The 18,490-nt window shown below is 63.1% G+C and carries 17 protein-coding genes; 6 read left to right on the forward strand and 11 right to left on the reverse strand.

The window, feature by feature from the left end:
* Positions 1-13: 13 nt before the first annotated feature.
* The 10 genes from glxR to EC86_RS0108570 form a co-directional block, all read right to left on the reverse strand.
* The gene (gene glxR, locus EC86_RS0108525) at positions 14-895 is read right to left on the reverse strand and encodes a 2-hydroxy-3-oxopropionate reductase (protein ID WP_029525242.1); all 882 of its coding nucleotides are present in this window, start codon (positions 893-895) and stop codon (positions 14-16) included.
* Positions 896-934: 39 nt separating this feature from the next.
* Entirely contained in the window at positions 935-1,717 is a 783-nt protein-coding gene (garL, locus tag EC86_RS0108530; RefSeq protein ID WP_029525243.1) for a 2-dehydro-3-deoxyglucarate aldolase, read from the reverse strand.
* A 228-nt stretch (positions 1,718-1,945) separates the two neighbouring features.
* Entirely contained in the window at positions 1,946-3,385 is a 1,440-nt protein-coding gene (locus EC86_RS0108535; protein ID WP_029525244.1) for an aldehyde dehydrogenase family protein, read from the reverse strand.
* A 44-nt stretch (positions 3,386-3,429) separates the two neighbouring features.
* Positions 3,430-5,019, reverse strand: a complete 1,590-nt coding sequence (garD, locus tag EC86_RS0108540) for a galactarate dehydratase (protein ID WP_029525245.1) — start codon at positions 5,017-5,019, stop codon at positions 3,430-3,432.
* Positions 5,020-5,043: 24 nt separating this feature from the next.
* Positions 5,044-5,955 (reverse strand): 5-dehydro-4-deoxyglucarate dehydratase, encoded by a 912-nt coding sequence (gene kdgD, locus EC86_RS0108545; RefSeq protein WP_029525246.1) that lies wholly within the window; start codon positions 5,953-5,955, stop codon positions 5,044-5,046.
* A gap of 77 nt (positions 5,956-6,032) precedes the next feature.
* Positions 6,033-7,325 carry a TRAP transporter large permease gene (locus EC86_RS0108550; RefSeq protein ID WP_029525247.1) on the reverse strand — a complete coding sequence of 431 codons (1,293 nt, stop codon included), beginning with the start codon at positions 7,323-7,325 and terminating at the stop codon, positions 6,033-6,035.
* Positions 7,316-7,810, reverse strand: coding sequence for a TRAP transporter small permease (locus EC86_RS0108555; protein ID WP_036772966.1), 495 nt, complete (start codon positions 7,808-7,810; stop codon positions 7,316-7,318). Before EC86_RS0108555 ends, EC86_RS0108550 begins: the two co-directional genes overlap by 10 nt.
* A gap of 103 nt (positions 7,811-7,913) precedes the next feature.
* Positions 7,914-8,885 carry a TRAP transporter substrate-binding protein gene (locus tag EC86_RS0108560; protein WP_029525249.1) on the reverse strand — a complete coding sequence of 324 codons (972 nt, stop codon included), beginning with the start codon at positions 8,883-8,885 and terminating at the stop codon, positions 7,914-7,916.
* Positions 8,886-8,923: 38 nt separating this feature from the next.
* On the reverse strand, positions 8,924-9,829 hold the full coding sequence (locus EC86_RS0108565; RefSeq protein ID WP_198026765.1) for an SMP-30/gluconolactonase/LRE family protein: 906 nt from the start codon (positions 9,827-9,829) through the stop codon (positions 8,924-8,926).
* A gap of 7 nt (positions 9,830-9,836) precedes the next feature.
* The gene (locus tag EC86_RS0108570) at positions 9,837-10,646 is read right to left on the reverse strand and encodes an NAD-dependent epimerase/dehydratase family protein (protein WP_029525251.1); all 810 of its coding nucleotides are present in this window, start codon (positions 10,644-10,646) and stop codon (positions 9,837-9,839) included.
* A 137-nt stretch (positions 10,647-10,783) separates the two neighbouring features.
* On the opposite strand from EC86_RS0108570, the gene EC86_RS0108575 reads away from it, so the two are divergent.
* The 6 genes from EC86_RS0108575 to dnaJ all read left to right on the forward strand — a co-directional run bounded on the left by EC86_RS0108575 (position 10,784) and on the right by dnaJ (position 17,633).
* On the forward strand, positions 10,784-11,611 hold the full coding sequence (locus EC86_RS0108575) for a FadR/GntR family transcriptional regulator (protein ID WP_029525252.1): 828 nt from the start codon (positions 10,784-10,786) through the stop codon (positions 11,609-11,611).
* Positions 11,612-11,715: 104 nt separating this feature from the next.
* Positions 11,716-12,795, forward strand: a complete 1,080-nt coding sequence (locus EC86_RS0108580; protein ID WP_051675791.1) for a Gfo/Idh/MocA family protein — start codon at positions 11,716-11,718, stop codon at positions 12,793-12,795.
* Between the two features lie 230 nt (positions 12,796-13,025).
* Positions 13,026-13,355, forward strand: a complete 330-nt coding sequence (locus EC86_RS0108585) for a winged helix-turn-helix transcriptional regulator (protein WP_029525254.1) — start codon at positions 13,026-13,028, stop codon at positions 13,353-13,355.
* Positions 13,356-13,654: 299 nt separating this feature from the next.
* Positions 13,655-14,224, forward strand: coding sequence for a nucleotide exchange factor GrpE (grpE, locus tag EC86_RS0108590; protein ID WP_029525255.1), 570 nt, complete (start codon positions 13,655-13,657; stop codon positions 14,222-14,224).
* A 145-nt stretch (positions 14,225-14,369) separates the two neighbouring features.
* Complete coding sequence (gene dnaK, locus EC86_RS0108595; RefSeq protein WP_029525256.1) at positions 14,370-16,313, forward strand: molecular chaperone DnaK; 1,944 nt, start codon at positions 14,370-14,372, stop codon at positions 16,311-16,313.
* 180 nt (positions 16,314-16,493) lie between these two features.
* Positions 16,494-17,633 (forward strand): molecular chaperone DnaJ, encoded by a 1,140-nt coding sequence (dnaJ, locus tag EC86_RS0108600; RefSeq protein ID WP_029525257.1) that lies wholly within the window; start codon positions 16,494-16,496, stop codon positions 17,631-17,633.
* 179 nt (positions 17,634-17,812) lie between these two features.
* Here the strand turns inward: dnaJ and EC86_RS0108605 are convergent.
* Positions 17,813-18,490: IS30 family transposase (locus tag EC86_RS0108605; protein ID WP_198026766.1), on the reverse strand; the 678-nt coding region annotated here is incomplete at its 5' end.

Below are 18,490 nucleotides of genomic sequence, written 5' to 3' on the forward strand. Positions count from 1 at the left end.
ATGAGGCGCCGGCTCAGGCGACCGTGTGGTTGGCCATGATTTCCAGGCTGCGCACCAGCGCCGAATGGTCCAGGTCAGCCATGCCGTTTGCGGCGCAGACCTGCATCAGCTGCGCCGCCCCGGCGGTCTGCGGCAGCGCCACGCCCAGCGTTTTGGCACCGGCCAGCGCCAGCCCCAGGTCCTTCTGGTGCAGTCCGATGCGAAAGCCCGGGTTGAAGGTGCGCTTGATCATGCGTTCGCCATGCACTTCCAGGATGCGCGACGCGGCAAATCCGCCCATCAGCGCCTCGCGCACCTTGGCCGGGTCGGCGCCGGCCTTGCTGGCAAACAGCAGGGCTTCGCCGACGGCGGCAATGTTCAGCGCCACGATGATCTGGTTGGCGACCTTGCAGGTCTGGCCGTCGCCGCTGCCGCCGACCAGCGTGATGTTCTTGCCCATCAGTTCGAACAAAGGCTTGACCTGCTCGAAAGTCGCCTCGGGGCCGCCGACCATGATGGTCAGGCTGCCGGCCTTGGCGCCGACTTCGCCGCCCGAGACGGGCGCATCGAGGTAGTCGCAGCCGAGCGCATTGATCTTTTGCGCGAATTCCTTGGTTTCCATCGGCGAGATGGAACTCATGTCCGCGACGGTCTTGCCCGGGCTCAGGCCGGCGGCCACGCCGTCGTCGCCGAACAGCACCTTGGCGACATCCGGCGTGTCGGGCAGCATCAGGAAGATGATGTCGGCTTTTTCAGCGACTTCCCTGGCCGAATCGCAGGCTGTGGCCTGGCCGGTCAGCAGGTCGGCGGGAACCTGGCTGCGGGTGTTGAGGAACACTTCATGCCCCGCTGCGATCAGGTGGGCGGCCATGGGCGCGCCCATGATGCCCAGGCCGATAAATCCAAGCTTGCTCATGGCAATACTCCAGTCAGAAAATTAAAAAAGATTGAATGCTCAGTCGCGGTAGCGGTCGCACAAGGCCTGCGTGGCCGAGCGGAAGGCGCCCAGGTCGCTGCCGACGCCGACAAACGTCGCGCCCATCGCCAGGTAGCGGCGGGCGTCCGCCTCGACCGGCGCCAGGATGCCTGACGGTTTGCCGCAGGCTTTCGCGTCGGCAAACACCGCCGCGATGACGGCCTGCACGTCCGGATGGCCGGCGTTGCCGATGTGGCCCATGCCGGCGGCCAAATCCGATGGCCCGACGAACAGGCAGTCCACGCCGCCCTGCGCGGCAATGTCGCGGGCGGCGGCGGCGCCCGCCAGGTTCTCGATCTGCACCATCACGCACATGTGCTGGTTCACCGTCGTGAAGTAGTCGGGAATCGTGCCGTAGCGGTTGCTGCGCTGCGAAACCGACACGCCGCGAATGCCCTGCGGCGGGTAGCGCGTCGCTGCCACGGCGCGGCGCGCGCCATCGACACTTTCGACGAAGGGAATCAGGAAATTGTAGAAACCGGCGTCGAGCAGGCGCTTGATCTCCACCGCATCGTTGCAGGTGGGCCGCACGACCGGCGCGCTGACGCTGTCTTTCAGCGCCATCAGCTGCGGGATGAAGGTCGAGACATCGTTGGGCGAGTGTTCGCCGTCGAGCAATATCCAGTCGAAACCGGCCACGCCCAGCGCCTCGGTGGTGATGGCGCTGGACAGCGACGACCAGCAACCGATCAGCCGCTTGCCGGCGAGCAGGCGCTGCTTGAGGCTGTTCGGAAAAGGTTGATAAGGGGTGGCTTGTGTCATGGATTCCTTTCTTTTTCCGCCGGCCGCCTTGCGATGGCCTGGCTGTTGACGAATGGATGGGCGGCTTGTGTTGCGCGTCCTTGCTGCGACCCGCAAACCATTTTTAATCATCAAATAGGACGTTTCCGCACGTCCTGCATGCGCAAGCAGCTATTAATTTAGTAGCACAAGACTGCCTTGCATGTTGAATGTCGTGATGCAAGGCAGGGTGAATGCCGTCCCGGCGCCTCAGGCCAGCGTGTAGGCGGTCTTGACGACGGTGTAGAACTCCTGCGCATAGCGGCCCTGCTCGCGCGGGCCGTAGCTCGAACCCTTGCGGCCGCCAAACGGCACGTGGTAATCGACGCCGGCGGTGGGCAAATTCACCATCACCATGCCGGCCTGGCTGTGGCGCTTGAAATGCGTTGCGTACTTCAGGCTGGTCGTGGCGATGCCGGCGGCCAGGCCGAAGGGCGTGTTGTTGGCTTCAAACAGCGCTTCTTCGTAGCCCTTGACGCGGATGATGCTGGCGACCGGGCCGAACACTTCCTCGCGGTTGATGCGCATGCCGGCCGTGGTATCGGTCAGCAGGGCCGGGGCCATGAAAAAGCCGTCGGTCGACAGCTTCAGGCGTTCGCCGCCAGCCAGCAGCACGGCGCCTTCCTTCTGGCCAATGTCCACATAGGACAAATCCTGCTCCAGCTGCGACAGCGAGGACACCGGGCCGATGTCGATGCCGGCGGCCAGCGCGTCGCCGACCTTCAGCGTGGCCATGCGGGCCTTCATGGCTTCGACGAATTTCGGGTAGATGCCTTCGGTGACGATCAGCCGGCTCGACGCGGTGCAGCGCTGGCCGGTCGAGAAAAACGCGCTTTGCACGCTGAGTTCGACCGCCTGCGCCAGGTCGGCGTCGTCCAGGATGACCTGCGGGTTCTTGCCGCCCATTTCCAGCTGCACCTTCTTGAGATTGACCGCGCACTGCTGGGCAATGCGCGCGCCCACGCCTTGCGAGCCGGTGAAGCTGATGGCGTCCACGCCCGGATGGTTGACCAGCGGGTCGCCAATCACGCTGCCCCGGCCCATCACCAGGTTGAACACGCCGGCCGGAATGCCGCTGCGGCTGATGATCTCGGCCAGCGCCCAGGCGCAGCCCGGCACCAGATCAGCCGGTTTCATGACGACGCAGTTGCCGTAGGCCAGCGCGGGGGCGATTTTCCAGGCCGGAATGGCAATCGGGAAATTCCACGGCGTGATGATGCCGACGACGCCAACCGGCTCGCGGGTGATTTCCACGCCGATGCCGGGGCGCACCGAGGGAACGACCTCGCCAGTCAGGCGCAGGCATTCGCCGGCAAAGAACTTGAAGATGTTGCCGGCTCTGGCGGCTTCGCCAATGCCCTCTAGCTTGGTCTTGCCTTCTTCCCTGGCCAGCAGCGTGCCGAGTTCCTCGCGGCGCACCAGGATTTCGGTGCCGATCTTGTCGAGCGCGTCGGCCCGGGCCTGGATGCTGGACACGGACCAGGCGGGAAAGGCGGCGCGGGCGGCATGCACGGCGGCATCTAACTGCTCGGCGCTGGCCTGGGTGTAGTCGCCGATCACATCAAGCAGGTCGGACGGGTTGATGTTGGGCGTGTAGCCGGTGCCGGCGAGCCACTGGCCGCCGATCAGGTTGTCGTGTTGCTGGGTCATTTTTAATCCTTCGATGTTGTTGTTGGGTATGGGTGTTCAAGCCATCACGTCACTGGCGCCGGGTTGAACAACACCAGCGCGTTGTGCAGCTTCCAGTGCTCGGCCCAGGTCTTCTTGCGGCCGCTGGCCACGTCCAGCATGAACTGGAACAGCTCGCGGCCGACGTCCTCAATCGTCGCGTCGCCGTCGGCGATGCGGCCGGCGTTGATGTCCATCAGGTCATGCCAGCGCCGCGCCAGGTCGGTGCGCGTCGCCACCTTGATCACCGGCACCTCGGCCAGCCCGTAGGGCGTGCCGCGTCCGGTGGTGAAGACATGCAAATTGATGCCGGCGGCCAGCTGCAGCGTGCCGCAGATGAAGTCGCTGGCGGGAGTAGCGGCATAGATCAAACCCTTTTGTTTGACCTTTTCGCCCGGCGACAGCACGCCGCTGATGGGTGCGCTGCCCGACTTGACGATCGAGCCCATGGCTTTTTCGACGATGTTGGACAGCCCGCCCTTCTTGTTGCCCGGCGTGGTGTTGGCGCTGCGGTCCACGCGGCCTTTTTCCAGGTAGGCGTCGTACCAGGCCATTTCGCGGATCATGGCCTGCGCGACTTCGGGCGTCGTGGCGCGGGCGGTGAGCTGGTCGATGCCGTCGCGCACCTCGGTGGTTTCGGAAAACATCACCGTCGCGCCGGCGCGCACCAAGAGGTCGGTGCAAAACCCCACCGCCGGATTGGCGGTCACGCCCGAGAATGCATCGCTGCCGCCGCACTGCACACCCACCACCAGTTCGCTGGCCGGCACGGTTTCACGCCGGCGCGCATCGAGCCGCTCTAGGTGCAGCTCGGCCGCGCCCATGATCGAGTCGATCATCGCCATGAAACCGACATGGTGCTCGGACTGCAGGCAGACCACATCGAGCGGCGCCTCCGCACTCACGCCCACATCAGCCACGTTGCGCTCATCGACGATCTGGATGGTGCCGGGCGGCAGCAGGCGCTCGGGCTGGAGCTTCTCGCAGCCCAGGCTGACGACCATGACCTCGCCGCCGAAGTTCGGGTTCAGCGTGATGTTGCGCAGGGTGCGGATCGGGATGATGGCGTCGGGCGCGTCAATCGCCACACCGCAGCCGTAGCTGTGCTCCAGCCCCACCACGTCGTCCACATTCGGGAAGCGCGGCAGCAGCTCGTCCTTGATGCGCTTGACGGCGAACGCGACCACGCCGGCCACGCACTGCACCGTGGTGGTGATGGCCAGGATGTTGCGGCTGCCGACCGAGCCGTCGGCATTGCGGTAGCCCTCGAAGGTGTAACCCTCCAGCGGCGCCAAAGCTGCGGGTTTCACCGTGGCGATGGGCAGGTTGTCCAGCCCCCGCGCGTCCGGCATGTCGAGCAGCCGCTCATGCACCCAGCTGCCGGCCGCGATGTCTTTCACGGCGTAGCCGATGGGCACGTTGTAGCGCCGCACGATGCCGCCCTGCGGCAGATCGACCAACGCGACCTTGTGGCCTTGCGGCACCTTGTCGCGCAGCGTCAATCCGCTGGCAAAAACGGCGCCTGCGGGCAAACCGCCGTCATTCACGACGATGGCCACGTTGTCAGCCTCATGCATGAGGATGTAACGGGCTTGCGAACTGGGCAAAGCGGTCATGCGAAAGCCTCCTGTGCGTCCGTGTTACTGCGGGCCGAGCGTCTTGATCAGCGCGTCCAGCTCTTCCATTTCCGACGGCTTCAAGTCGATCAGCGGCGCGCGCACCGGGCCGGCGCCGTGGCCAACGAGGGTCGCGCCGGCCTTGACGATGCTGACCGCGTAGCCCGGATTCTTGTTGCGAATCGCCAGGTAGGGCATGAAGAAGTCCTTGAGCAGGCGGTGCTGGGTGGCCATGTCGTCGGCTGCCACGGCATGGTAGAAATCCATCGCCGTCTTCGGGATGAAGTTGAACACCGCCGACGAATACACCGGCGTGCCCAGCGCCTTGTAGGCGGCGGCATAGACCTCGGCCGTGGGTAGGCCACCCAGGTAGGAGAAGCGGTCGCCCATCCTCAGGAAGATGGAAGACATGGTTTCGATGTTGCCCACGCCGTCCTTAAAGCCGATCAGGTTCGGGCAGCGGTCGGCCAGGATGGCCAGCGAGTCGGCGGTGAGCTTGCAGACGTTGCGGTTGTAGACGATCACGCCGAACTTCACGCTCTTGCAGACCTGCTCGACATGGGCAATCAGGCCTTCCTGGCAGGCTTCCATCAGGTAGTGCGGCAGCAGCAGGATGCCGTGGGCGCCCAGGCGCTCGGCTTCCTGCGCGCAGGCAATCGCAAAGCGCGTCGAGCCGCCAACGCCGGCGATGATGGGCACCTTGCCGGCGCAGGTGTCCACGGCGGTCTTGATGATCAGCGGGTATTCGTCGCCGGTCAGCGAGAAGAACTCGCCCGTGCCGCCGGCGGCGAACAAGGCCGTGGCGCCGTACGGGGCCAGCCATTCGAGGCGCTCGGCATAGCCCTTGGGATTGAAGTCGCCCTGCGCGTCGAAGTCGGTGACGGGGAAGGACAGCAGGCCGGAGTTGACGATGGTCTTGAGGTCTTGGGGGTTCATGGTTTTATCGCGAAAAGATTGAATTGAAACGGGCCGAAGCAGATGCCGCGCCGAAGATTAGCGCGGCGGCATGGGCCTTACTTGGTGACCAGGTTGGGCAGCCACATCGAGAATGCCGGCACGTAGGTCACGAGCAGCAGGCAAATGCCCAGCGCGCTGTAGAACGGCAGGATCGATCGCATCACCTGCCCGACCGATATCCCCCCGATCGCGCAGCCGACGAACTGCACCGATCCGACCGGCGGCGTGTTCAGGCCCAGCGCGCAGTTGATCAGCATGACGATGCCGAACTGCACCGGGTCCATGCCGAACTGCATGGCAATCGGCATGAAAATCGGCGTGCAGATCAGGATGGTTGCGGCCATGTCCAGGAAGGTGCCCAGCACGAACAGCAGGACGTTGATCATCAGGAAGATCACCCACGGAGAACTGCTCACAGACTTCATCAGCTCGCCCGTCAACTGCGGCACCTCGTACAGCGCCATGAAGTAGCCGAACGCGTTGGAAATGCCGATCAGCAGCAACACCACGCCGGTGGTCTTGCAGGCCTTGGCGCAGGCCGTCATGAAGTTTTTCCAGGACATCGAGCGGTACACGAACACCGTGATGGCCAGCGCCCAGGCCACCGCAATCGAGGCAGACTCGGTGGCGGTGAAGGCGCCCGACAAGATGCCGACCAGGATGATCACCACCACCAGCAGGCCCGGCAGCGCAGCGCCAAAGGCGCGCGACACTTCGCCCCAGCCGGGGAACACGCCGCGCGTCGGATAGCCGCGCCTGACTGCCACATAGTAGGCCGCGCCCAGGTTGCACAGCGTCAGGATGATCGCCGGCACCAGGCCCGCCAGGATCAGGCTCAGCACGCTGACCGAGGCGATGCCAGAGGTCGCCAGCGTGAAGATGATCATGTTGTGCGACGTCGGCATGATGGCGCCGACCAGCGAGGCGTGGGTGGTGACGTTGACCGCATAGTCGGCGTCGTAGCCTTCCTTCACCATCAGCGGAATCATCACCGAGCCCATGGCCGACACGTCGGCCAGCGGCGAGCCGGCCACGCCGCCAAACAAGGTGCAACCAATGACATTGCTCATGCCCAGGCCGCCGCGCACATGGCCGATGAGGCTGTTGGCAAAGCGCACGATCCGGTCGGCAATGCCGCCGTAGAGCATCAGCTCGCCGGCGAACACGAAGAACGGAATGGCCAGGAAGGAAAACACCTGCATGCCGCCGATCATTTTCTGGAATACCACCGCGACCGGCAGCCCGGCGGCAATGATGGTGGCCACCGACGACAGGCCAATCGCGAACGCGACCGGCACGCCGATGACCAGAAAGAGCGTGAAGCTCAGGGCGAGTACTGTCAGTTCCATGCTGGCTCCACGACTTGGCCGCGCAGCAGCGCGATGATATGTTCAATTGAAAACAGCACGATCAGCACGCCGGCAATCACCAGCGGCAGGTAGTCGATGCCGTCGGGGACCGGCATCATGGGTTTTTTCTCGTCCCACTTGGCAATCATCCACAGTCCGCCGCCGTACACCATCAGCACGCCGAAGGTGCCCACCAGCACATGGATCAGGATTTCAATGCGGTGCTGCCATTTCTCGGGCAGCAGCACGACCAGCGACTCCAGGCCGATGTGGCCGGCATCGCGCACGCCCACAGCCAGGCCGAAGGCGGTGACGAACAGCACCAGCAGCAGCGCCAGGGCTTCGGCCCAGGTGGGCGTGTCGTTCATGATGTAGCGCCCGAACACCTGCCACTGCACGCACAGGACGACGGCAAGCAGTCCAATGACGGCCAGGATCAGGCTGATCTTGGACAGCATGGCGCAAAATTTTGTATAGAAGTTCATGTTGTTGCCTTGCCTTGTCGCGGCGCCCAGCCCCAGCACAGGGACGAAGCGCTGCCCATCCCCTGGCATGGCGCCGGGGGATGGGGGCTTGGTGGCCGATGGGTTACTTGGTGTCCTGAATGGTCTTGACCAGGCGCTTCAGGTCAGGCGTGACCATGAACTTGTCATACACCGGACCCATGACGGACTGGAACGAGGCTTTGTCGACCTCGACGATCTGCACGCCGGCTGCCTTGATGACGGCCAGCGACTTGGCTTCCTGCTCGTCCCAGCTCTTGCGCTCCACGGCAACCGATTCCTTGGCGGCGCTGCGGATCATGTCCTGATCGGCCTTGGGCAGCTTGTCCCAGACGACTTTGGACATCAACAGCATTTCGGGGGCCATCGAGTGCTCGGTCTTGGAGTAGAACTTCACGGCCTCATAGTGCTTGGACGTGTCGAACGACGGATAGTTGTTCTCGGCGGCGTCGATCAGGCCGGTTTTCAGGCCGGTGTAGACCTCACCGAAAGGCATGGGCGTGGCGTTGCCGCCCATGGCGCCAATCAGGGCGACCCACAGGTCGGACTGCTGGACGCGAACCTTCATGCCTTTCATGTCAGCCACGGTCTTGATCGGCTTTTTGGCATACATCGAGCGTGCGCCGCTGTCATAAAAAGCCAGGCCGATGAAACCCTGGGCTTCGCAGTCCTTCAGGATTTCTTCACCCACCGGGCCGTCCAGCGTGTTGCGCATGTGCTCGACCGACTTGAACAGGAAGGGCATGGTCGGCACCTGCGTCTTCTGGCAGATCGAGTTCATGGGGCTGATGTTGACGCGCGTCAGGTCGAGCGCGCCGATCTTGACCTGGTCGATGGTTTCCTTCTCGGTGCCCAGGGCAGCCTTGTTGAACACCTTGATCTTGTACTTGCCGCCGCTCTTTTTCTCCATCACATCGCTCATGTATTTCACGGCGACCACGGTCGGGTAGTCGTCGGCGTTGTGGATGTCGGCAGAGCGGAACGTGGCAGCCGACGCGGCCATCGGGATCAGGGCCAGCGCGGCGGCAACAGCCAGCAGGGTTTTTTGAATCTTCATGTCATCCTCGGTGTGGTTAAGGGGGTAGCGGAAAACTTTTAAGAATGCAGATACGCCGGCTCGGGCAGTCCGCGCACGCCGGGGCGCAGCGCAAACACACCGCCGGCCAGCGGCTGGTCAGTCAAATCGATTCCGTCGGGGCGAATCGATGTCACGAACAGGGTGTCCAGGCCGGCGCCGCCAAAGGCGCACATGGCCGGCTTCTTGACCGGCACGCCCAGCGAGCGGTCGAGCTTGCCGTCGGGCGTGAAGCGGTGAATCAGGCCGGCGTCGTTGCCGCAGATCCAGTAGCAGCCGTCGGCATCGATGGCCGCGCCGTCGGGACGGCCGGGCAGCGGATTCATGTCGATGAACAGCCGGCGGTTCGACGGCGTTCCGGTGTCAACGTCATAGTCAAAGGCCCAGACCGACTGCACCGACGGATGCGAATCAGACAAGTACATGGTACGGCCGTCAGGGCTGAAGGCCATGCCGTTGGGCGTGATGAAGCCATCGAGCAGCTGGGTCAAGCCAGTATCATTTTGATAGCTGTAGATGCAGCCTACGCTTGCGCCAGCGGCCATATTCATCAACATCGTGCCCGCCAGGAAGCGGCCCTGCCGGTCGCAGCGGCCGTCGTTGAAGCGCATCCCTTCCATGGCATGACTGACAGTCGCCAGGCGTTCGAATCCCAGTTGTCCGTCATTCTGCGGTGAAAGCTGGAACATGCCGCTTTCAGCGCCGGCGATCCAGTGCTTCGATCCGGCGATAAGCGCCACGCAGGCAAGCATTTCAGGCGCCAGCCAGCTTTGGCTCTCGCCGGTAGCCGGCGTCCAGCGGCACAGCTTGCGCGCCGGGATATCGACCCAGTACAGCGCCTGCTCGGCGCCGTGCCAGACCGGGCTTTCGCCGGTTCCGTTGCGCGCGTCGTGTACCAGTTCTGCCTTGATGAGGTTGCTGCTCATGACCGCCTCAATCGCCAAACGGCCCGGCCACCACGAAGCCGCCGCCTTGGTACTGGGCCACCGGATCGTTCAGGTCGGGGTTGGTGGTGCGGGCATAAACGGCGCCCCGGAACACGTCCGAGCTGTCCTGCGGCACGTAGCCGATGTGGCGCGCGCGGCTGTTGTCCCACCAGGTCACGGCGTTGTCGGACATGCCGAAGATGATGCTGTGGCCGAGGATCGGCGTGGTCAGGCAGGCGGTGATCAGCCGGTGCAGGTCGTCAAAGCTCAGCCAGGTCGCCAGCATGCGGCGGTCCCGGGGTTCGGGGAAGGACGAGCCGATGCGCACGCAGGCGGTTTCGATGCTATAGCGGTCGAAGTAAAAGCGCGACAGGTCTTCGCCAAAGGCCTTGCTCAGTCCATACATGCCGTCAGGCCGGGCCGGATGTTCGGCGGTGATGGTTTCGTCCTGGCGGTAAAAGCCGGTCACGTGGTTGGAACTGGCGAAGATGACGCGCTTGACGCCATGCTTGCGGGCCGCTTCATAGAGGTTGTAGACCCCCAGAATGTTGGCTTGCAGGATGGGGCCGAACGGTCCTTCTACAGACACGCCGCCCAGGTGGACAATGGCGTCCACGCCGGCCACCATGGCGTCCACCGCCGCCGCATCGGCCAGGTCGGCCAGGGCGATTTCCTCGCCTGGGGCGGCGTCGCCAAAGGCCTGGACATCGGACAGGCGCAGGGTGGAACAATTGGCCTTGAGGCGGTCGCGCAAGGCTTTACCCAAACCGCCGGCCGCGCCGGTCAGCAGCAGCTTGTCATGAACTTTGATCGTCATTTTTAAAGGCCGTTTCTTTGTAAAACACTGGACAAATCCATCAGGTTTGATAGAGTCAAACCCATCGATCATCAGTCGTATGTTGTCTGATGACTTAAATTGTCCAAGCAGCCCTTTAACCTGTCAACGGTTTTTATATGAACTCATGGAAAACCCCTAGTCCGGCCAAGACCGCCGATTCCGGCAATGCGCACCCGGCCCGCGAGGTGCTCCCGCGTGCGCGGCGGCCCCGTGGACTGGTGGGTGAAATCGTCACGAGCCTGGCGGCCAGCATTCGCGCGGGGCAACTCAAGCCCGGCGAAAAACTCCCGACCGAAGCCGAAATCATGGCGCAGTTCGATGTCAGCCGCACGGTGGTCCGCGAGTCCCTGTCCAAGCTGCAGGCTTCGGGGCTGGTCAAGACACGGCATGGCATCGGCACCTTCGTGCTGTCCCCCGAAGAGTCGGGGAACTTCAAGATTGCAGCGGACGACTTCGCGACGATCACCGATGTCATTTCGGTGCTGGAACTGCGCATCAGCCTGGAAACCGAAGCGGCCGGCCTGGCGGCGCAAAGAAGAACGGCAGACAATCTTGCGGCACTGGAAACGGCGCTGCACGCGTTTCGGGATTCGATTCAGCGGGACTCCGACGCCGTGCCGCCCGACTTCCAGTTCCACATGGAAATTGCGCGCTCGACCGGCAACCGGCACTTTGCCGACCTGATGAACTACCTCGGCACCATGATCATTCCGCGCACCCGGGTCAACACGGCGCAAAACGCCCCCGAGGGACGGCTGAATTACCTGCAGCGCGTCAACACCGAGCACGAAAGCATCTACAACGCCATCCGCGACCAGGACCCGGAAGCGGCCCGCGCCGCCATGCGAACTCACCTGTCAAACAGCCGCGAGCGCCTGCGCAGGGGAAACAATGCGCACACCCTGCAGCCTTCGGATCAACCTGAAAAAAGCAACCTCAAATAAGCGTCCTGAAATAATAACTTATATGTAGAACACATAGGAGTTGTACGACAACCAATAGGTTTTACGTTTTCCAACAAAAACCATCCCGATCAGGACACCTTCAAGTGCAAGAGCAGAATCAACCGGCCGTTGCGGCCTCATCCACGGAGCGCCTGCGCCTGGCCGTCATTGGCGCCGGACTCGGTTCGGCGCCCCACTTCCACAGCCTGGAGGACCTTGCCGGGGAAGCCGAACTGGCCTGGGTGTACGGGCGAAGCGCCGAACGCCTGGCCGCCGTCCGCCTGCCGGCGCAGGCGCGCAGGACCACGCGGCTTGAAGACATTCTTGAAGATGCCAGCGTGAAGGCCGTGCTGGTGCTGACGCCGCCGAACACGCACCTGGACATCGTCCTGCGGGCGGCGCGTGCCGGCAAGCACGTGCTGGTCGAAAAACCGCTGGAGATCGACCTCGACCGGGCCACCCGGCTGGTGCAGGCTTGCGAGTCCGCAGGCGTCACGCTCGCGGTCATGCTGCAGCACCGCCTGCGCGAGGCGGCACTGGGACTCAAGGCCTTGCTCGACGCAGGCGAACTCGGCCGGCTGGTCAGCGCCAGCGCGTCGGTGCGCTGGTGGCGCGCGCAAGGCTATTACGACGAACCGGGGCGCGGCAAGCTGGCGCGGGACGGCGGCGGCGTGCTGATCACCCAGGCCATCCACACGCTGGACCTGCTGCTCAGCCTGACCGGCCTGCCCGAGCGCGTCACGGGCCTGGCCGCGACCTCGCCGGTGCATCGCATGGAAGGCGAGGACACGGCGGCGGCGCTGCTGCACTACGCCGGCGGCGCCATGGGCGTGGTGCAGGCCACCACGGCGGCCTATCCGGGTTTTCCGGAACGCATTGAGATCAATGGCACGCTGGGCACGGCAACGCTGGAATCCGGTGAACTGCAGGTCATGTTTGCCAGCGGGAAGCGCCTGGCGCTGGGCGAGCGCCAGGGCTCGGGCGGCGGCGCCGACCCCATGGCCTTCAACCATGCGGCCCATCGAGACGTGCTGCAGGATTTCATTCGCGCGGTGCAGGCCGGACGCACGCCTGCGGTCAGCGGGCGCTCCGCGCTGGGCGTGCAGCAGGTGATTGAAAGCATCATGGAATCATCAAGGGCCGGTTGCGCGATCAGCCTGCCGCCCGCGTCTCAGCCAGGATGAATGCGGCGCTGGAGCGCCTGGATCACTGAATCCGGGGAATCCTGGCAATGCGCAGCGGCACCCGGGCCGCAGACAGATTTTTCGCCGTTTTGTCTCGAAATCCACACAGCGCGGGCATGACCAGCTATAAAACTCGTAGCAAAACGGATTTTGCGTTATATTTGGCGGCGGGCCTTTGCCGGGCCTGATTCCCATTCCCTGTGACCCGACCGACCTGAGGAGATAAACCAATGAGTGCCAAAGAAAACGCTGCCGTGAGCCTGTTGCTTGAACTGCTGGAGTCGCGCTACGCACTGCGCGTGCTGTGGGCACTGAAAGACGGCCACCCGCAAACCTTTCGCCTGCTCCAGGACAGCATTGGCAACATCACGCCCAACACGCTGAACACCCGCATCAAGGAATTGCGCGCCGCCGGCCTGCTCGGCCATGGCGAAAAGGGTTACACCGTGACGACACTCGGCGCCGACCTGCTCAAGCGCCTGAACGACCTGCAGGCTTTCGCCGGAAAATGGGTGGTCAGCCAGACCAAGGTCAACGCGGACAAAAGCACCGCACAATAAGCGGGCGGCCACTGCCAACACAAAAACAGAAACAGGCAAAAGGCCTGTTTTTTTGTTTGTGGGCCAGGCCTGCCTCAGGCGGCAGCTTCCTCAAGCGAAGTTGAACCCGGACGTTGACCCCCCTACAATCCTGACGCATCGGGCCGGACTTGCCGGCGTTGAGGCTGCCTGTACGGTAGCGGCCCTCACGCTGCTGGTTCAGGCGACATTTCATTATTAATCCTCAAATCCCTGCCTTGAAAAGGGGCTTGTGGTCCCAAGCTAGTCAGCTTAGCAGCTTCAAAAACATCCCTACCAACATGTCCGAGAACAAACAACCCGAACAGAACAACGACCTGACAGGCGCGCCCAGCCCCGAAGAACTCGAAGCAGCGCAGGCCGCCAACGAGTTTGACGCCATGAACGCAGCCAGCGAGGCGCAAGCCCAGCTGGCAGTGCTGCAGGCCAAGAACACCGAACTGTCCGACAGCTATCTGCGCGCCAAGGCTGAGGCTGAAAACGCCCGGCGTCGCGCCGAGGACGAAATTTCCAAGGCGCGCAAGTTTGCCCTTGAAAGCTTCTCCGAGAGCCTGCTGCCGGTGCTCGACAGCCTGGAAGCCGGCCTGGCGCTGAAGGAAGCCACGCTGGAGCAGATCCGCGAAGGCTCTGAAGCCACGCTCAAGCAGCTCAAGAGCGCCCTGGAGCGCAACAAGGTCATCGAGATCAATCCAGCCGCCGGCGCCAAATTTGACCCGCACCAGCACCAGGCCATCAGCATGGTGCCTGCGCAGCAGGAAGCCAACACGGTCGTCACCGTACTGCAAAAGGGCTACCTGATTGCCGAGCGCGTGCTGCGCCCTGCCCTGGTCACCGTGGCAGCGCCGCAGTAAGCACAAATAAACATCTGAAATATGTCGGCTGCTCTTGAACTTGTAAAACTTATCCGCAAGTCTTCAGCAGCTTGTTGAACCGGGCAGCCAACAGCGCCTGGCCCGGCATCCAAAACCTTCACGAAACAATAAACAGGAGTTAATCATGGGAAGAATCATCGGCATCGACTTGGGCACCACCAACAGCTGCGTCTCCATCATGGAGGGCAACACCCCCCGCGTCATTGAAAACTCCGAAGGCGCCCGCACCACGCCGTCCATCGTCGCCTACCAGGAAGACGGTGAAGTGCTGGTCGGCGCCTCGGCCAAGCGCCAGGCCGTGACCAACCCACGCAACACGCTGTACGCCGTCAAGCGCCTGATCGGCCGCAAGTTCAGCGAAAAGGAAGTGCAAAAAGACATCGGCCTGATGCCTTACTCGATCGTGCCCGCCGACAACGGCGACGCCTGGATCGAAGTGCGCGGCAAGAAGCTGTCGGCCCAGCAGGTCAGCGCCGACATCCTGCGCAAGATGAAGAAAACCGCCGAAGACTACCTCGGCGAGCCTGTCACCGACGCCGTGATCACGGTGCCTGCGTACTTCAACGACGCGCAGCGCCAGGCGACGAAAGACGCCGGCCGCATTGCCGGCCTCGATGTCAAGCGCATCATCAACGAGCCCACTGCCGCTGCCCTCGCCTTTGGCCTGGACAAGCAGGAAAAGGGCGACCGCAAGATCGCGGTGTATGACCTGGGCGGCGGCACGTTTGACATCTCGATCATCGAGATTGCCGATGTCGATGGCGAAAAGCAGTTCGAAGTGTTGTCCACCAACGGCGACACCTTCCTCGGCGGCGAAGATTTCGACCAGCGCATCATCGACTTCATCATCGACGAGTTCAAGAAGGACTCCGGCGTCAACCTCAAGAACGACGTGCTGGCCCTGCAGCGCCTGAAGGAAGCCGCTGAAAAAGCCAAGATCGAACTCTCGAACAGCGCGCAGACCGACATCAACCTGCCCTACATCACCGCTGACGCGTCGGGCCCTAAACACCTGAACATCAAGATGACCCGCGCCAAGCTGGAAAGCCTGGTCGAGGAACTGATCGAGCGGACGATTGCGCCTTGCCGCGTGGCCGTCAAGGACGCCGGCATCAGCGTTGGCGACATCCATGACGTGATCCTGGTCGGCGGCATGACCCGCATGCCCAAGGTGCAGGAAAAGGTCAAGGAATTCTTCGGCAAGGAGCCACGCAAGGACGTGAACCCTGATGAAGCCGTGGCCGTGGGCGCCGCCATCCAGGGCCAGGTGCTGTCGGGCGACCGCTCCGACGTGCTGCTGCTCGACGTGACGCCTTTGTCCCTGGGCATCGAGACCATGGGTGGCGTGATGACCAAGATGATCAAGAAAAACACGACCATCCCGACCAAGTTTGCCCAGACCTTCTCGACCGCTGAAGACAACCAGCCGGCCGTGACGATCAAGGTGTTCCAGGGCGAGCGTGAGATTGCTTCGGGCAACAAGGCGCTGGGCGAGTTCAACCTCGAAGGCATTCCACCGTCATCGCGCGGCACGCCGCAGATCGAAGTGTCTTTCGACATCGATGCCAACGGCATCCTGCATGTGGGCGCCAAGGACAAGGGTACCGGCAAGGAAAACAAGATCACCATCAAGGCCAACTCCGGCCTGTCGGAAGCTGAAATCCAGCAGATGGTGAAGGACGCCGAACTGAACGCCGAGGACGACAAGAAAAAGGTCGAATTCGTGCAGGCCAAGAACAGCGCCGAAGCCATGGTCCACAGCGTGAAAAAATCGCTGACCGAGTACGGCGACAAGCTCGACGCGGGCGAAAAGGAAAAGATCGAGTCCGCCATCAAGGACATGGAAGAAGCCCTGAAGTCCGACGACAAGGACGCGATCGAGGGCAAGAATGCCGCGCTCATGGAAGCCAGCCAGAAGCTGGGCGAAAAGATGTATGCCGACATGCAGTCGTCGCAAGGCGCTGGCGGCGACGCAGCCGGTGCGGCCCATGCGGAACAGGCCCAGGCCAAGCCCGCCGCCGATGACAATGTCGTGGACGCCGAAGTCAAGGAAGTCAAGAAGGGCTGATGTAAGCCGGCTTGAAGCGGCCTGCTGACTGCATGAAAATGCATGGCCAGTGCAAGAGCGGAAACCAGGAGCAATCCCGGCTTTCCGCTTTTGTCTTTTGCCGCTGCATGCAATGCCCGCTTTTTCCTGCCCCTGCCTGGGCTGACCGCTGAATTTTTAACAATGATTGCCTGACCTGACATGGCCAAAAAAGACTATTACGACACGCTGGGCGTTCCCAAGAACGCCAGCGACGAAGACATCAAAAAAGCGTACCGCAAGCTCGCGATGAAGCATCACCCTGACCGCAACCAGGGTGACAGCAAGGTGTCCGAGGAAAAATTCAAGGAGGCCAAGGAAGCCTACGAAATGCTTTCCGATGCGCAAAAGCGTGCCGCCTACGACCAGTACGGCCATGCCGGCGTGGACCCGAACATGCGCGGCGGCGGCGGTCCCGGCGCTGAAGGTTTTGGCGGTTTTGCCGAGGCGTTCGGCGATATTTTCGGCGATGTGTTCAGCGGCCAGCGTGGCGCACAGGGCGGCGGCCGGCAGGTCTACCGTGGCGGCGACCTGAGCTATGCGATGGAAGTCACGCTCGAAGAAGCGGCCGCCGGCAAGGAAGCGCAGATCCGCATCCCGAGCTGGGACGACTGCGCTACCTGCCACGGCAGCGGCGCCAAGCCCGGCACCAAGGTGGCGACCTGCACCACCTGCCACGGCCACGGCGTGGTGCAGATGCGCCAGGGATTTTTCAGCGTGCAGCAGACCTGTCCGCAGTGCAAGGGCAGCGGCAAGCTGATCCCCTCGCCCTGCATGGCCTGCCACGGCGTGGGCAAGACCAAGACCAACAAGACGCTGGAAGTGAAGATTCCGGCCGGCATCGACGACGGCATGCGCATCCGCTCGACCGGCAACGGCGAACCGGGCACCAACGGCGGCCCGCCGGGCGACCTGTACATCGAGATCCGGCTGAAAAAGCACGACATCTTCGAGCGCGACGGCGACGACCTGCACTGCTCGATGCCGATCAGCTTCACCACGGCGGCGCTGGGCGGCGAGATCGAGGTACCGACGCTGGCCGGCAAGGCGGCCATCGACATTCCCGAAGGCACGCAGGCCGGCAAGCAGTTCCGGCTGCGCGGCAAGGGCATCAAGGGCGTGCGTTCGAGCTACCCGGGTGATTTGTACTGCCACATCACGGTGGAAACGCCGGTCAAGCTGACCGAGCACCAGCGCAAGCTGCTCAAGGAACTCGACGAGTCGATCAAGAAAGGCGGCGCCAAGCACTCGCCCAGCGAGGAAGGCTGGACCGACAAGCTGAAGAATTTCTTCGGCGCCTGACACGCAGCGCCTGCCTTGACGAAATGCCGGATTGAGTCCGGCATTTTTTATGTCTGCGCGAAGCATGGACTTCAGTCGCTGCTTTCTGCTTTCTGCTTTCGGGGCCTTGGGTGGGTTCTTCTGTGGATTGAGGGGGGAGCGCCTTCCCGGCGGGGGGTAACTTTCTTTTCTGGGCGGATTCAAAGACCAAGTGCAACAGTAGGGATAAGGCCGGCTTTTGCCATGCTGGCATCGTCGTAGAACACCTCTGCAGCGCTGCGCCAGCCGAGGCTCTTTCGGGGGCGCGTATTGAGCTCCCAGGCCATCTCATCGAGCTCTCGCTGGGAGTACACGCCCAGGTCCGTGCCCTTGGGCAGGTACTGGCGCAGCAACCCGTTGGTGTTCTCGTTGAGGCCCCGTTGCCAGGGGCTGTGGGGGTCGCAAAAGTAGATTGTCATCCCGGTGTTGTCGGCCAGGCTTTTGTGCAGCGCCATCTCCTTGCCCTGGTCGTACGTCAGCGTCTGGCGCAACTCCTGCGGCAGCGCACAGAACGCCCTGGTGAAGCCGTCGAGCACGTCTGCAGCCTTGCTGCTGCCCAGTTTGACCATCATGGTGAACAGCGACTTCCTGCACACCAGCGTGCCGACAGACGACGCGTTGGCCTTGCCCACGATCAGGTCGCCCTCCCAGTGGCCGGGCAGCAAACGCTCGTTGGCCTGGGCCGGGCGCGCATGAATGCTCAACGTGCCCTGCAGCGAGCCGCGCCTGTCAGTGCCCCGGCTGCGGCGCCTGCGTGCACAGCGGCCCTGGCGCAGCAGCCCGACCAGCTCACGGCGCAGCTCTCCCCCGGGCATGGCGTAGATGGCGGCGTGGATCGC

Source organism: Polaromonas glacialis (assembly GCF_000709345.1).
GTDB lineage: Bacteria > Pseudomonadota > Gammaproteobacteria > Burkholderiales > Burkholderiaceae_C > Polaromonas > Polaromonas glacialis.